Origin of the sequence: Alteromonas sp. RW2A1 (assembly GCF_001886475.1) — a bacterium.
In the GTDB taxonomy this organism is placed as follows: domain Bacteria; phylum Pseudomonadota; class Gammaproteobacteria; order Enterobacterales; family Alteromonadaceae; genus Alteromonas; species Alteromonas hispanica.
In genome coordinates, this window is sequence record NZ_CP018031.1 from 2763056 (window position 1) to 2777520 (window position 14465).

Genomic DNA, 14465 nt, shown 5'->3' on the forward strand with positions numbered 1-14465 from the left:
GGTGCCTCGCGACACCCGCTTAATCGTATCTATAGTTTGTTACCTAGCACCGTGGCTATAAATGTATCTTATCGCTCGCGAACCGCACGGGGTAACACTTAAACGAATAGCAGAACATTCTCCCTTCTGTTTCCTACTCGCTTACGATAAACAGTTTTTCATTGTCTGCATCTATTCTCACTGTCGACTCTGGCAGTAAAGCACCGCTTAACAACTGTTGCGCCAGCGGATTTTCAATTTGCATTTGAATAGCTCGCTTGAGCGGTCTTGCACCAAAGACAGGATCAAAACCTGCTTCTGCAAGTTTATCCATTGCCCTGCCAGATAGCGTGAGCTTATAACCTTTATCTGCAAGCCTAGCACGTAGCGATGCGAGCTGTATCTTAGCAATTGCCTTAATTTGCTCTTTACCCAGCGGGTGAAATACTACAATGTCATCCACACGGTTTATGAACTCTGGGCGGAAGTGCTGACCAACCACATTCAATACTAGTGATTTCATTTCGTCGTACTGACTTTCATCGTGCTTGTCTTGAATAACATCAGAACCAAGGTTTGACGTCATTATCACTACGGTATTTTTGAAGTCTACAGTACGTCCCTGCCCGTCAGTCAAACGCCCATCATCAAGAACTTGCAGCAGAATATTAAATACATCTGGGTGTGCTTTTTCCACCTCATCAAGCAAAATGACTGAGTACGGCTTGCGACGAACAGCCTCAGTTAGGTATCCGCCTTCCTCGTAGCCTACATAACCTGGAGGCGCACCAACGAGTCGTGAAACTGAATGCTTTTCCATAAATTCAGACATATCGATACGGATCATCGCGTCTTCGGTATCGAACATAAAGCCAGCCAACGTTTTGCAAAGTTCGGTTTTACCAACCCCTGTTGGGCCTAAGAAAAGGAAAGACCCGATAGGCCGGTTAGGATCAGCGAGCCCGGCACGTGTACGGCGAATAGCATTTGATACCGCATTCACTGCCTCTTGCTGCCCCACTACACGTTTGTGCAACACATCTTCCATACGAAGTAATTTGTCACGCTCTCCCTCCAGCATTTTAGACACAGGGATACCTGTCCAACGAGAGAGTACATCGGCAATTTCAGCATCGGTGACTTTATTTTTCACCAGCTTAGTTTCGCGAGTTTCATTCTCTGCAGCCTGCTCTAATTTAGACTCCAACTCAGGGATACGTCCATACTGAAGTTCAGACATTCTATTGAGATCTGAAGCTCGGCGAGCAATTTCTAAGTCTAACTTCGCTTGCTCTAACTCAGACTTTATGGTCTGAGTGCCCTGCATAGCGTCTTTTTCGTCTAGCCAGACCTTTTCAAAATCAGCATATTTAGTTTCTGCCTGCTCACGCTCTAGCTCAATCATTTCAAGACGCTTGTGACTGGCGTCGTCGGTCTCTTTCGCTAACGCTTGCTCCTCTAGCTTTAACTGAATAATTCGGCGTTCCAACCTATCCATATCTTCTGGTTTTGAGTCAATTTGAAGGCGAATACTCGATGCCGCCTCATCAATTAAATCAATGGCTTTGTCAGGTAGTTGGCGATCACTGATGTATCTGTGAGACAGACTTGCTGCTGCTACAATGGCTGGGTCGGTAATGTCTACTGAATGGTGAAGCTCGTAGCGCTCTTTAAGCCCCCGCAAAATAGCGATGGTATCCTCTACACTTGGCTCTTCAACAAGTACTTTCTGGAACCGGCGTTCAAGAGCTGCATCTTTTTCTATGTACTGACGATACTCATTTAATGTTGTAGCGCCAACACAATGAAGCTCGCCTCGAGCAAGTGCGGGTTTGAGCATATTCCCTGCATCCATAGCACCATCACCCTTGCCTGCCCCAACCATAGTATGAAGTTCGTCTATGAAAAGGATGACGCGACCTTCTTCCTTCGACAATTCATTAAGTACAGCTTTTAAACGCTCTTCAAATTCACCACGATATTTGGCCCCAGCAATGAGAGCTCCCATATCTAGAGACAATACTCGTTTATTTTTTAAGCCCTCTGGCACTTCGCCATTTATAATACGCTGAGCCAAGCCTTCGACAATAGCGGTTTTACCTACGCCAGGCTCACCAATGAGTACCGGGTTATTCTTTGTCCGTCGTTGTAGCACTTGTACTGTTCGGCGGATTTCGTCGTCTCTGCCTATCACTGGATCTAATTTACCCTGCTCTGCTCTTTCTGTTAGGTCAGTTGTAAACTTCTCTAGTGCTTGGCGTACGTCTTCTGCATTGGGGTCGGTTACCGTTTGCCCCCCACGCATATCATCAATAGCGGCTTCAACGATATCCTTAGTTACATTTAGGCTTCTAAGTATTTCACCGAGTCGCCCCTTATCGTCTATCGCTGCAACGACAAATATCTCAGACGTGATGTAGTCATCTTTACGTTGTTGCGCAATTTTGTCGCACAAGTTGAGTAAGACAATACTGTCCTTACCCAACTGCACTTCACCACCAATACCCTCAATTCGCGGTAGGCGCTCTATGGCCTGGCTCAATGCAGAGCGCAATGCGTTAACATTAATTTTTGCCTGATCAAGTAAAGGACGTACAGAGCCACCTTGCTGATTCAGCATGGCAGTCATTAAGTGTACTGGTTCAATGTATTGATGGTCTCGACCCAATGCGAGTGATTGAGCATCGGATATAGCGAGCTGAAACTTGCTGGTAAATCTATCTAATCTCATAACCTCAACCTTTAAATGAAAATTTGTTTATATTCTATTAATGGGAGCTTATGAATGACGATTCAAGTAACTATTGCTAAAGATGATAAAAAACTTGATTCAGCGCAATGTTATCGAAAACCAATAGCGCTCACAATTCGACCTGTGCCTTTGGCATTATCATGCGTAGCTTTGCGGTGGGAGTAAAACATATGGCTTTCACAATAAGTGCACAGGCAGCTTTGTGTTACTTGGTTCACACCAAGACTATTAAGCTGTAATTGTGCGATTAGCGGTAAATTTAAATAGTACTTATCGGAGTTTTTACTGGGTGTTACAACACCGTCATATTGCGAAAATCGAAATGCCACGCCACTGTCTACTTCGTAGCACTTGTTACAAATAGCTGGACCAATCCACGCCATAATACTGCTTGGAGAATTCGAAAAGCAGCGCAATGTCTCAGCAATGATTTTTATATCTAATCCTTTCCAACCAGCGTGCACGGCCGCCACCTCACTACCTGCTGTATCGCAAAGCAGGATGGGCACACAATCTGCGGTCATAACCGCACAAAATTGTTCAGGTTTATCTGTATATGCGGCATCAGCCGTTATCGCTGTAGTTGGAAGAGTAGCAACGGTGCATCCGTGCACTTGTTCAAGCCAGGTTATTTTTGAGCTGTGTGGCAGCTTTGAGCGGTTTTGTTTTACCACCGCTAAATCGTCACCAACATGAGCCCCAACATTGAGGCCCTCATATATACCGCGGCTTATGCCCCCATTTCGCGTAGAGGTATAAGCTACAACATTATCAGGGCATGACCACGCTGGTGTAATAAGGTCAGTTTTTGAAAGCATGCATTTAAATCATATCTTCAGGATTTTCTTTTGTATCTTGCCTTACCGCTTCCAATAAATCTTGCATATCTCTGGGCAGTGGCGCTTTCCATGTCATCCACTCTTCACTTTCTGGGTGAAACAAAGATAACTGAGCAGCATGAAGTGCCTGACGCTGAAACCCTCTAAGGGTATCTATAAAGGCGTTAGAAGCCCCTTTGGGTAATCTGGGTCTTCCACCATATGTTTGATCGCCTAACAGTGGATGCTTGAGATGCGCCATATGGACACGTATTTGGTGAGTACGCCCAGTCTCCAGCTTCAAACGCAAATGCGTGTATGCTCGAAATTTCTCAATGACGCGAAAGTGCGTTATTGCTGGCTTGCCATCTTCTCTAACCGCCATATGCGTGCGTTTCGTTGCATGACGTCCTATTGGCTCATCAACCACTCCACCAGCAACCATTGTTCCCATAGCAATGGCCTCGTACTCTCTGCTCATTTCTCTGCGCTGAAGCTGATCCACTAAATGAGTTTGAGCGGGTACAGTTTTGGCTACTACCATTAAGCCGGTGGTATCTTTATCTAGCCGATGTACAATTCCGGCTCTTGGCACGCGGTCTATATCAGGAACGTGATTAAGCAAGGCGTTGAGCACTGTACCGCTAGGATTGCCTGCTCCAGGGTGAACTACTAAGTCGGCCGGCTTATTGATTACTAGAATATGCTCATCTTCAAAAACAATATCCAGAGCGATATCTTGAGCTACGCTGTTTACCTGAACTTCCATTTCTGCTTGAACAGTAATGACTTCATCTATTTGCATTTTATGGCGTGGCACTGTAATTACTTCGCCATTCACGGAAACGTTACCGTCTTGGATCCAAGTTTTTAACTTAGAACGTGAATATTCAGGGAACAAATCGGCTAATGTCTGATCTAACCGTAGACCAAAGTGTGCGGCTTCTGTAGAAGCCTCTAATTGAATTGTGTTTGGCACTTGCGTCATAACACCTAACATTACGTGTAAAAAGGGTATTATAACAAGGAATCACCCTGTACACTGCGTTGTTTGCGAATTTGTATAGTTTTTCTCTTCGTTAGTACGTTAGAATAAGAAAATCGTGTTGTTATTTAGCACATGAGCTCAGACAGCGAAGTTGTAGAAACTGTTTAGCAGGATTATAGAATCATTATGAAATCATTTCGTCTTTTAGCACCTGTACTTCTTGGTACTGCGGTAACGCTAGCGGGTTGTAGCTCTTCAGAATCTGAAGAAGAAAAAATTGTGCTTGCTAATATGGGGGCTCAGCAGCTCTATGAGAGAGCATCAGAAAGCATGGAAGTGGGTAACTTCAGTGCTGCGGCGCAAACACTCAGTGCACTAGATTCTCGTTACCCGTTTGGACCGTTATCTCACCAGGTTCAACTCGACCTTATTTATAGCTATTACAAGTCAGGAAAGATTGACGAAACGCTTGCGACTATCGACCGTTTCATTCGCTTGAACCCTAATCACTCTGACGTGGATTATGCATACTATATGCGCGGTCTAACCAACATGGAATCAGATAGTAACCTCTTCCAAGAGCTGCTGACCATAGACCGTTCAGATAGAGACCCTTCGAAATCTCGCCAAGCGTTTGAAGACTTTAGGCGTTTAATAGAGCAGTATCCGAACAGCAAATATGCTGCTGACGCCAAAAAGCGCATGCTACATATTAAAGACCGGCTAGCTAGGTATGAGATTGCGATTGCGCGCTTCTACATGAGAAGACAAGCTTATGTAGCTGCGGCTAATCGCGGTCGCTATGTCATAGAGCATTTCCCAGATACTACACAAGTAAAGGACGCTCTTGAAATTATGGTGTCTAGTTACGAACAGCTTGGCTTGGACGACCTAAGATTAAATGCGATGAAAACGCTTAAACTCAATTTCCCAGACAGTGACTTTATCAGCTAAGACGCGGGGCTTGCTTATCCTACGTTCTGAAAGCTAGGTTCGCAAAGCTACGTTAGTAAAGCCACGTTCGCAAAGGCAGCCTGCCAAAAAGACAATAAAAAACGCACCAAAAGGTGCGTTTTTTGTTTATCTTCCGAATAACTCAGAAACTAAGAGTTACCTAAAAAATAAGTGACTGAATGGATTTAGCAGCCTTGCCAAACCAGAAGTAAAATGTAGCGGTTGGTCAACAATACTGAATACTAAACATCCCTCTTTAGTATCAGACCTTGGTGTGTGTGTTTTATTTCCGTCCATGAAAATAAAATCTCCAGTATCATAGTCACTCAAACCATCACTGAATTCACCATCGATGACTAACGTATATTCCGTGCCTCTGTGGGTATGCTCGGGAACGCTTCCTCCACTACCCATAAATATAAAATTAGCGACACCTTGATTGCCTAAGTCCACAGGAGCTTGCCACAATTTACCCACTAGACTTGACCAGTTCCCTGTTTTATCGACATAACGATGCAAAGTTCTTGGCAATTTAAATGAGCGACCGTCCAATTCTATCGATACCGTTCGCTCGCCAAGATTACTGGCGTAGCTTGATGAACTACCGTCAACCTCAATTGACGACGGTGATTGGGTAATCTGCGAAAGCATATCACCAAACTGCGCAGACTCATCAAAACTCTCTTCAATTTCAGACACCAACTCTGCTGCTAGTTCTTCAGTTTCGCTCTCAACGCGAAGCTGACATTGCTCACACATGTCACAATGAGCCGACACTAACAGAGAGACCGCGGGCGTTAAACTGCCCTCAACGAATTCTTTGAGTTGTTGAGAGCTAGGATGAAACTTAATCATTGTCGTTCAGCATACCTTTTAGACGTTGAAGCGCCAGGCGAGTCCTAGACTTCACAGTTCCCAATGGAATAGACAGTTCATTCGCAACCTCTTGCTGAGATTTACCGTCTATGTAAATTGCTTCAATAACCGCTTTTTGCTTAACCGGTAACTCTTCGAATAAATAACCGATTTGCTCCAGTGTAACCTGTTCATCAAGAGGGGCTTCATTCAAATCTGCAGTCTGTTCGCACAGAACAGGCCACAAATCATCAGAGCAAACATCCTCTTTGCGGTTCTGTAGCTTTCGTAACATGTCAAATCTAATGTTTCGTGCGATAGTAAAAATCCACGTTGATGGCGACCCTTTCTCTGCATTAAAAAGGTGTGCTTTTTGCCATACATTCGACATTGTGTCTTGCACCAACTCCATAGCTAGTGCCTCGTTACCCATTTGCTTTAGGGCATAAGAGCGTAGACGTGGAGCAAAATAATTAAAAACTCGGGAAAATGATCGTTTACAGCGAGCGTCAGCAACCGCTACAAGGTGTTCAGACATTTCGGTAGCACAATCTTTAGGTTTGATTGTGCTGTTGCTTTGTTCCAATGGAATTCCAACTAACATAGTATTCGTCCGCCTTTCCGTTTTGGTGCTTTCATTCTACGGGTTTCTGACTTAAAACGTTCGGTGAAATCGCATATTTTAGGTTACGATTTTGTAATAAAGGTAGCATGGTTACGCTATCAATGTAGACAGATACTTGAGCAAATTTGTGCATTCTCGTTGTTGTAGAAAATGCTGTTTTTGCGCTCCATCTACGGGAAGCAACTCCAACCATCTATTCAATACCCAATTGGGACAATCAAATTTTGGTTCATCATACAATGATGCTAGCTCTTCGTAATTTCCGAATATTTCTTTAAGTCGCTCGTCCATAGGCGCTAATTGCTGGGATGAAAGGTCACAATTCCAAGATTCAATTGGATTACATATACCCGTTCTTAATTCGTCGTGTTCAACGTGTATATCTTCCACCTCAACTAGGTGAGAACCAGCAACCTTTATGCCAAGCAAGCCATCGTCAAGCATATCAAAGTCTACCACCGTGGCATATGTACCTATTCGATGTATGTGTTCGTTAGCCGATTTATCGCCATTTGCATTTAACATACACATAACAAAGCCTTTGTTTTCGGCACACGCCTCTTTCACCATGCGAACATACCGCGGTTCAAAAATGCGCAAGGCCATGCGACCTTCCGGTAACAGATGGGCTGATAAAGGGAACAAGGGAAAACGTTTATTACTCATACACCACACTTCCAAGAATACATAAGGAGTTACGCGAGTGGGAATGAATTGGATCCATGTCGGAAAATTTTTCACACTGTGGTTTTAGTGGGTGATCTTATTGGCACGCTGTCTTGTAAAGTTGAGCTTTCTTTTATTTTCTGCAGTAAAAGAATGAAATGAATTCAAGCGGTTGTGGTTAGAACAAAAAAGCATCATTGTTACACGACGATGATTCACATTTGCAGATTCGATTAAATTGCTGAGCAGAATTTCTAAAAGACAACGCAAGAAATCTATATAAGTTGTACTTTATAAGCGCAAAATAGGCTTTAAAGTCACCGTGTTAATTACCTAAAGCGCATATACGTAGAGGCGTGTGAGGAAGATAGAATGGAAGTTATTCAACGTTTTTGTAAGATTTACACAGATATTTGTAAAATATCTACCGATGATCTTGCCAGTATCTATGCAACCGATGTTTTGTTCATAGACCCGATAACAACACACCAAGGCCTCACTGAAGTTAAGTCCTATTTTAATAACCTCCTGGAACAAGCTGAAAGCTGCAAGTTTGATATTGCTGACATTTTTCTATGCGCTCGTGATGACCAGTCTAATTCACGTGTGACCCACATAGCAAATTGGACAATGACGCTTGTACTAAAAGGTAGCGAAAAGGTAATCACGCTTGATGGCACTACTCAGCTTGGGGTGAGCAACAACATGATTGTTTACCACAAGGATTATTACGATTTGGGCGAAATGGTGTATGAGCACGTACCCGTATTAGGTTTTATAATTAAGAAAATCAAAGGGAGGCTCGCCAGATGAAAACATTGCTAATCACCGGAGCAACATCAGGTATTGGAAAATCACTTGCAGAGCATGCAGCCGATAGAGGGTACAAGGTAATCGCATGTGGCAGAAATGAAGAAGCATTAACTAGTCTTGCAAGACACGAAAACATTTCACCATGTCAATTCGACGTGTCTAACCTCGAAGATACAAAAAAAGCGCTAAGTGACGTGGAGTTCGATATTGCAGTTTTAAATGCAGGTACATGTGAATACGTCGATATTGAGGAGTTTGAAGCTGATATGTTTCGTCGTGTCTTCGAACCCAATTTTTTCGGCGTGGTTAACTGTGTAGATGCCTTCGTCAATAAATTAAAAAAAGGTGATAAATTAGTTATTGTTGACAGTATGGCTAGACTCCTTCCCTTCACTCGCTCACAAGCCTACGGCGCCAGCAAAGCGGCATTACACTATTTTACCAAGAGCTTAGAAGTAGACTTACACGATAGAGGTGTAAAGGTGCAAGCTGTATCGCCGGGCTTCGTTGAAACGCCACTGACTGATAAAAATGACTTCGATATGCCAATGAAGATCACCGCAGAAGAGGCGGCTAGAAGTATGCTCGAAGGAATAGAAGGAAATAAACGTACTATCTTTTTCCCAAAAATGTTTGGCTATATATTAAGATTCATGAATCTATTACCATCAGGCCTACAAACACGTTTGTCCCTGTCGATGCGCAACGAAAAATAAGTAGTTTAAGAGAACGTTAATAATGACAAAAAAAGTAGCAATTGTGGGTACAGGTATTTCAGGTCTCACCTGTGCTCATCTTCTCAATAAGAAAAATGATATTACCGTATATGAAGCAAACGACTATATCGGTGGACACACGGCAACAAAAACCATTACTGATGAAGGTGAAACCCACGACATCGACACAGGGTTTATCGTTTTTAACGATTGGACTTACCCTAATTTCATCAAACTAATGAATTCTTTAGGCGTTGATTATCAACCAACTGAGATGAGCTTTTCGGTGACCAGCAAAAAAGCGAATCTAGAATACAATGGCAACACCATCAATAGTTTGTTTGCCCAACGCAGAAATATTTTACGCCCCAAATTTTGGCGAATAGTTCGAGATATTCTTAAATTTAATAAAGCCTGTAAGGCGATGGTTGCAGATAAGAGAGACACCTCCGCGCTGACATTACAAGATATTATCGATGAATTAGAGCTTAGCGAGGACTTTGCGCGGTATTACATTCTTCCTATGTGTGCTGCCATATGGTCGAGCAGCTTAGAGCAAACTCGGGGGTTCCCTCTCACCTTTTTCCTGCAGTTTTTCAATAATCATGGACTGCTCAATATTACAGACCGCCCCCAGTGGTACACCATCAAGAGAGGCTCTCGCCAGTATATTGCGCCTTTAATTGAAGCGTTTAAGTCGCAGATAAAATTGTCTTGCGGTGTTAAGAATGTCAGTCGTATTGGCGATAAGTGGTCTGTTACAGATGTAACCGGGAATACAGAGAAATTCGACGACGTGGTTTTTGCGTGTCACAGCGACCAAGCACTAGCTATGCTCGAGAACCCAACCGACCTTCACCGTGATATACTTGGCAACATCCCATATGGCGATAACGACGTTGTAATGCACAAAGACGTGGGCCAGCTTCCAAAACGCAAACTTGCTTGGGCCAGCTGGAATTATCGACTTAAAGAAGATGCGACCGAAGAAATGCGTCCAGCTTCGGTTACTTACAACATGAATATTCTGCAGCGTCTTTCCGCCAAGAACACTTACTCAGTCACGCTCAACAACACAAGCGAAATAGATAAAACGCAGATTTTAGGCGAATATCAATACGCTCACCCGCAATACAGTGCCACGATGGTTAAAGCACAGCACCGCAGAAGCGAAATTTGTGGTGTAGACAATTTGCATTTTTGCGGGGCGTATTGGTACAACGGGTTTCATGAAGACGGTGTTGTAAGTGCGCTTGACGTTTGCAAACGGTTTGGTGAGACATTGTGACAGCTGTAGATACTGAAAGTGCAATTTATCGCGGTACCGTTTACCACGAGCGTTTCAAACCAACGCAGCACAAGTTTTTATACGACATTTATCTGTTTTGGCTAAAACTTGATGAAAAAGAGCTTACTGCCCTGTCTGAAAACATGAAGCACTTTTCTATTAGCAGTTGGGCCAGAGCAAGGTTTAAACGGCAAGACTATCTAGATGATGACAGCAAGCCGCTAAAAGACGCAGTGCTAGACAAAATGACGTCGTTAAACGGTAATAAAGCACTTAACGGTGAAGTTTTTATGCTGGGGCAGCTAAGGATGTGGGGGCTGTATTTCAGCCCAGTTAATTTTTATTACCTAAGGCAAAATGACGGAAGCTTCTCTCACATGCTTGCTGAAGTGAGCAATACCCCCTGGAATGAGAGGCACTATTATTTAGTTGACTTAGCGACACAGGATGACACAAAAAAAGCCTTTCACGTCTCTCCTTTTAACCCAATGGATATGACCTATAAATGGCGAATTACGCAGCCTTCAGATAGACTGTCATTGGTAATGGATTGTGTACGACAGGACAAAGAATTCTGTGCTGGAATAAATTTGAGCAAAATTACTTTAGATAATGCGAATCTAACTAAAGTGATGAAGCGTATACCTAGTATGACAATGAAAACTGTATTGGGAATTTATTGGCAAGCGCTTAAATTATTTTTAAAAAAGACGCCGCTATATACACACCCAGAAAAGAGTCAGGAAAAATAAAAAATGTCTTTTGGTGAATCTGTATTACTCTCTACGTCAGAGGTCTCGGTTGTTGACAAGACCTGTAGAACGCTCTTCCTTAAATGTTTAAAACACCTACCCCTAGGTAGTTTAACCATTCAAGAAAACGGCGACACTATTGCAACATTTGGCAATGAGCATGACGAGCTGTCAGCTATCGTTAATATAAAAGATGTAAAAGCATATCGAAGCCTATTGCTTGGCGGCAGCGTAGGTGCTGGTGAGGCCTACATGGATGGGCACTGGGACAGCAATGATGTCACCGCAGTAGTGCAAATTTTTGCGCGTAACTTACCCACACTTGACGAGTGGGAAAATAAGTTTAAATGGTTAACTATGCCGGTGATGAAACTGCAACATTTCACCCGCAGAAACACCACAAGCCAAGCAAAGAAGAACATCGAGGCGCATTACGACTTGGGTAATAAACTTTATACTCGCTTCCTTGATGGCACTATGATGTACTCTTCTGCTATTTATCCAGACCCAAATGCATCTCTTAACGAAGCGCAAAACCACAAGCTTAAAACCATATGTGACAAGCTAAAACTGGATGAGAATGATCACCTGTTAGAAATTGGCACTGGCTGGGGCGGCCTAGCGGTATATGCCGCAAAACACTACGGATGCAAAGTAACCACCACGACTATCTCTGAAGAGCAATACGCTTGGGCTCAGGAGTGGATAGAAAAAGAGCAAGTTGAAGACAAGGTAACCCTATTAAAAAAGGATTATCGATTACTTGAAGGTAAATACGACAAACTTGTTTCTATTGAAATGATTGAAGCGGTAGGCCGTTCGTTCTTGGGTAACTTTTTTGAAAGATGCTCTTCATTGTTAAAAGACAATGGCTTAATGCTTTTACAGTCGATTACCATTGACGACAGACGCTATGACAGTTACTCCAAAAGCGTAGATTTTATTCAGAAATACATATTCCCTGGCGGATTTTTACCATCACAATATCAGCTGAACGCTCACCTTAAAAAGCATTCAGATATGATGATAAGAGACCTGCACGACATTGGCATCGACTATGCGAAAACGCTTAATCACTGGTATGAGGCATTCATAGCTGCAAAGGATGAACTGTTGCAGGATGGATACGATGAGCGCTTTGTACGTATGTGGACTTATTATCTGAAATATTGCGAAGGTGGTTTTTTGGAAAGAACGATAAGTACGGTGCAATTGGTTATATCTAAGCCTCAATACCGAGATTTATTGGCGCGCTAGCACTAGCGTTTCTTACTAATAAAAAACGACGCAGCAGCGTCGTTTTTTATATGATAGCGTTTTTAAAAGACTTAGGCTAACGCCCGCTCAGCTACGCCAAGTTTAAATAACAAGTTTAAATAATAATTCGTCGCCTCTATTTACAAGTATCTAGAGCTAATCATTAACTACGGAAATGGGTTTTGAGATCATAGGCTCACCCTGGTTAATATTAATTTCCACTCTTCGATTCTTCGCTCTGTCTTGGGGAGACGTTGCGTTTTCTACAATAGGCTTTGTGTCTGCCAACCCAACCACCGACATTCTACTCTCATCGAAACCTTGAGCCGTTCGCATTGCCTCGGCAACAGCGACAGCACGCTGGGCGGACAGGTCCCAATTTGAACGGTATAGCTCGTTAGCAATATGCTGACCATCACTATGGCCGGATATTGCTATCTCGCCAGGTACATCTGCAAGTAAAAATCCGATTTTTTGTATGATCGGCTTGAATTGAGGTTGCAGGAAAGCAGAGCCTGCCGAGAATGAACCGTTCTCTCGAATTCGAATAGTAAGCTGTTGCCCTAAAGACTCCATTTCTATTGAACCGTCTAATATTTGCTTTTGCAGTTGCTGCGCCACTTTTTTCATTAGCTCAGCCGTTTGCGATTGTTCAGAGCTTTGTGAGGCTGATGAAGAGGAATCCGTAGCAGTCTGTTGAGCCTGTCCACCGCGCTGTTCACCACGCTGTTTCTGCCTCCCCCCAGCAGAGTCTTCATCGCCCGCTTGAAACTCAAGCATTTGCTGAGTCATTTCGATGGTTTGCTGTTGAATAGTTTCTATGGGGGTGGGATCAGGCTTACCTGGCCTGAATTCCATAGCAATAACGCTTGTTCCCTTGGGAATGTCCTTTACCTCTATCTTATTTTGAACCCCGAAAGCAAATTTCATTGAACCCGCTATTTGCTTAAATTTTAAAACGTCCATTTCTGAAAATGAGAGCAAGAGTACAAAGAAGCACATTAATAACGACATCAAATCGGCAAATGTACCCATCCACGCAGGAAGGCCTTCGGGTGGGCACTTGGGACATTCTTCTTCAGCCATTACTCTTCCTCACCTGAGCCGCGCTTACTCGCTGCTAAGTAATTCTTTAATATTCCGTCGATAACGCGAGGGTTTTGGCCATCAGCAATGCCCACAATGCCATCTAGTATCAGGCTTTGATTGAGCTGCTCTTCTGCCGCTCTGTTAGACAGCTTCACAGCAATAGGCAAACAAACGATATTGGCAAAAAAGGCACCATACAAAGTTGTTAACAAGGCTACCGCCATTGCCGGACCGATAGATTTAGGATCATCCATGTTAGACAACATAGCTACCAAACCAACTAACGTGCCAATCATGCCCATGGCTGGAGCCACATCGCCCATACCTTTAAATATAGTTGCACCGAATTCGTGACGGTCCGATGTCATCTTGATATCTTTAGACAGGGTTTCTCGAACTACCTCAATATCGTGACCATCCACCAGCATGTCCACACCCTTTTGCATAAACTCATTGCTTATTTCGGCCTCTTCCAAGGCTAGAAAGCCTCCTTTGCGGGCAGCGTCAGCCATTTCAACGATCTTCTCAATCAACTCTTCAGGTGGCTCAATTTTAAACATGAAGGCTTTTCCGGCGATTTTACCGGCACCAAAGAATTGGCCTAATGTGAACTGAGATAGCACGACAAATAAGCTTCCACCGAACACGATGAGAAGCGAGGGTACGTTGATAAACATACTCATACTACCGCCCATCAACATTGCCATTACAACAAAGCCGATGGCTCCCAACATACCTATGACCGTTGCTAAATCCACTTACTCTTCCCCATTTATGCGCAGCCAATGCTATTGATATACTTTGATTCTATCGGCAAAGTATAGAAAATCTAAAACAACATAGTTGAAAAATATCACAATTATGTGAGTTCGTTTATGCAAAAATAGATTTTTAATCCGTTTATTTCTCGGTG

The 14465-nt window shown here is 43.2% G+C and carries 14 protein-coding genes; 6 read left to right on the plus strand and 8 right to left on the minus strand.

Features of this window, described 5'->3' with window-relative positions:
• Positions 1-133 precede the first annotated feature (133 nt).
• From clpB to rluD, 3 genes are all read right to left on the minus strand, one after another.
• Entirely contained in the window at positions 134-2710 is a 2577-nt protein-coding gene (gene clpB / locus BM528_RS12330; protein WP_071980065.1) for an ATP-dependent chaperone ClpB, read from the minus strand.
• A gap of 110 nt (positions 2711-2820) precedes the next feature.
• Complete coding sequence (gene pgeF, locus BM528_RS12335; RefSeq protein ID WP_071980066.1) at positions 2821-3549, minus strand: peptidoglycan editing factor PgeF; 729 nt, start codon at positions 3547-3549, stop codon at positions 2821-2823.
• 4 nt (positions 3550-3553) lie between these two features.
• Positions 3554-4537 carry a 23S rRNA pseudouridine(1911/1915/1917) synthase RluD gene (gene rluD / locus BM528_RS12340; protein ID WP_071981300.1) on the minus strand — a complete coding sequence of 328 codons (984 nt, stop codon included), beginning with the start codon at positions 4535-4537 and terminating at the stop codon, positions 3554-3556.
• A gap of 186 nt (positions 4538-4723) precedes the next feature.
• Here rluD and BM528_RS12345 point away from each other — a divergent pair, with 186 nt between their 5' ends.
• Positions 4724-5491 carry an outer membrane protein assembly factor BamD gene (locus BM528_RS12345; protein WP_071980067.1) on the plus strand — a complete coding sequence of 256 codons (768 nt, stop codon included), beginning with the start codon at positions 4724-4726 and terminating at the stop codon, positions 5489-5491.
• 156 nt (positions 5492-5647) lie between these two features.
• Here the strand turns inward: BM528_RS12345 and BM528_RS12350 are convergent, their stop codons facing one another.
• From BM528_RS12350 to BM528_RS12360, 3 genes are all read right to left on the minus strand, one after another.
• Complete coding sequence (locus BM528_RS12350) at positions 5648-6346, minus strand: ChrR family anti-sigma-E factor (RefSeq protein WP_071980068.1); 699 nt, start codon at positions 6344-6346, stop codon at positions 5648-5650.
• Complete coding sequence (locus tag BM528_RS12355; protein WP_071980069.1) at positions 6339-6950, minus strand: sigma-70 family RNA polymerase sigma factor; 612 nt, start codon at positions 6948-6950, stop codon at positions 6339-6341. The genes BM528_RS12350 and BM528_RS12355 overlap by 8 nt, the downstream gene beginning before the upstream one ends.
• A gap of 111 nt (positions 6951-7061) precedes the next feature.
• A complete protein-coding gene (locus BM528_RS12360; protein ID WP_071980070.1) occupies positions 7062-7637 on the minus strand; it encodes an LON peptidase substrate-binding domain-containing protein in 576 nt (191 codons plus the stop codon).
• 372 nt (positions 7638-8009) lie between these two features.
• Here BM528_RS12360 and BM528_RS12365 point away from each other — a divergent pair, with 372 nt between their 5' ends.
• From BM528_RS12365 to BM528_RS12385, 5 genes are read left to right on the plus strand one after another with little or no spacing between them, the layout of a single operon-like run.
• The gene (locus tag BM528_RS12365) at positions 8010-8450 is read left to right on the plus strand and encodes a nuclear transport factor 2 family protein (protein WP_071980071.1); all 441 of its coding nucleotides are present in this window, start codon (positions 8010-8012) and stop codon (positions 8448-8450) included.
• Positions 8447-9166: an SDR family NAD(P)-dependent oxidoreductase gene (locus tag BM528_RS12370; RefSeq protein WP_071980072.1), complete on the plus strand. Its 720-nt coding sequence runs from the start codon at positions 8447-8449 to the stop codon at positions 9164-9166. Before BM528_RS12365 ends, BM528_RS12370 begins: the two co-directional genes overlap by 4 nt.
• A 22-nt stretch (positions 9167-9188) precedes the next feature.
• Positions 9189-10454: an NAD(P)/FAD-dependent oxidoreductase gene (locus BM528_RS12375; protein WP_071980073.1), complete on the plus strand. Its 1266-nt coding sequence runs from the start codon at positions 9189-9191 to the stop codon at positions 10452-10454.
• Positions 10451-11206 carry a DUF1365 domain-containing protein gene (locus BM528_RS12380; RefSeq protein WP_071980074.1) on the plus strand — a complete coding sequence of 252 codons (756 nt, stop codon included), beginning with the start codon at positions 10451-10453 and terminating at the stop codon, positions 11204-11206. The genes BM528_RS12375 and BM528_RS12380 overlap by 4 nt, the downstream gene beginning before the upstream one ends.
• A 3-nt stretch (positions 11207-11209) precedes the next feature.
• On the plus strand, positions 11210-12463 hold the full coding sequence (locus BM528_RS12385; protein WP_071980075.1) for an SAM-dependent methyltransferase: 1254 nt from the start codon (positions 11210-11212) through the stop codon (positions 12461-12463).
• A gap of 156 nt (positions 12464-12619) precedes the next feature.
• Here BM528_RS12385 and BM528_RS12390 read toward each other — a convergent pair whose 3' ends face one another.
• Entirely contained in the window at positions 12620-13549 is a 930-nt protein-coding gene (locus tag BM528_RS12390) for a flagellar motor protein MotB (RefSeq protein ID WP_071980076.1), read from the minus strand.
• Complete coding sequence (gene pomA / locus BM528_RS12395; protein ID WP_071980077.1) at positions 13549-14310, minus strand: flagellar motor protein PomA; 762 nt, start codon at positions 14308-14310, stop codon at positions 13549-13551. Before pomA ends, BM528_RS12390 begins: the two co-directional genes overlap by 1 nt.
• Between the last annotated feature and the right edge of the window lie 155 nt (positions 14311-14465).

What these genes read in the sequence shown, in the direction of transcription:
- clpB (WP_071980065.1), bottom strand. Translation starts at nt 2,710, where the DNA reads ATGAGATTAGATAGATTTACCAGCAAGTTTCAGCTCGCTATATCCGAT.
- pgeF (WP_071980066.1), bottom strand. Translation starts at nt 3,549, where the DNA reads ATGCTTTCAAAAACTGACCTTATTACACCAGCGTGGTCATGCCCTGAT.
- rluD (WP_071981300.1), bottom strand. Translation starts at nt 4,537, where the DNA reads ATGACGCAAGTGCCAAACACAATTCAATTAGAGGCTTCTACAGAAGCC.
- BM528_RS12345 (WP_071980067.1), top strand. Translation starts at nt 4,724, where the DNA reads ATGAAATCATTTCGTCTTTTAGCACCTGTACTTCTTGGTACTGCGGTA.
- BM528_RS12350 (WP_071980068.1), bottom strand. Translation starts at nt 6,346, where the DNA reads ATGATTAAGTTTCATCCTAGCTCTCAACAACTCAAAGAATTCGTTGAG.
- BM528_RS12355 (WP_071980069.1), bottom strand. Translation starts at nt 6,950, where the DNA reads ATGTTAGTTGGAATTCCATTGGAACAAAGCAACAGCACAATCAAACCT.
- BM528_RS12360 (WP_071980070.1), bottom strand. Translation starts at nt 7,637, where the DNA reads ATGAGTAATAAACGTTTTCCCTTGTTCCCTTTATCAGCCCATCTGTTA.
- BM528_RS12365 (WP_071980071.1), top strand. Translation starts at nt 8,010, where the DNA reads ATGGAAGTTATTCAACGTTTTTGTAAGATTTACACAGATATTTGTAAA.
- BM528_RS12370 (WP_071980072.1), top strand. Translation starts at nt 8,447, where the DNA reads ATGAAAACATTGCTAATCACCGGAGCAACATCAGGTATTGGAAAATCA.
- BM528_RS12375 (WP_071980073.1), top strand. Translation starts at nt 9,189, where the DNA reads ATGACAAAAAAAGTAGCAATTGTGGGTACAGGTATTTCAGGTCTCACC.
- BM528_RS12385 (WP_071980075.1), top strand. Translation starts at nt 11,210, where the DNA reads ATGTCTTTTGGTGAATCTGTATTACTCTCTACGTCAGAGGTCTCGGTT.
- BM528_RS12390 (WP_071980076.1), bottom strand. Translation starts at nt 13,549, where the DNA reads ATGGCTGAAGAAGAATGTCCCAAGTGCCCACCCGAAGGCCTTCCTGCG.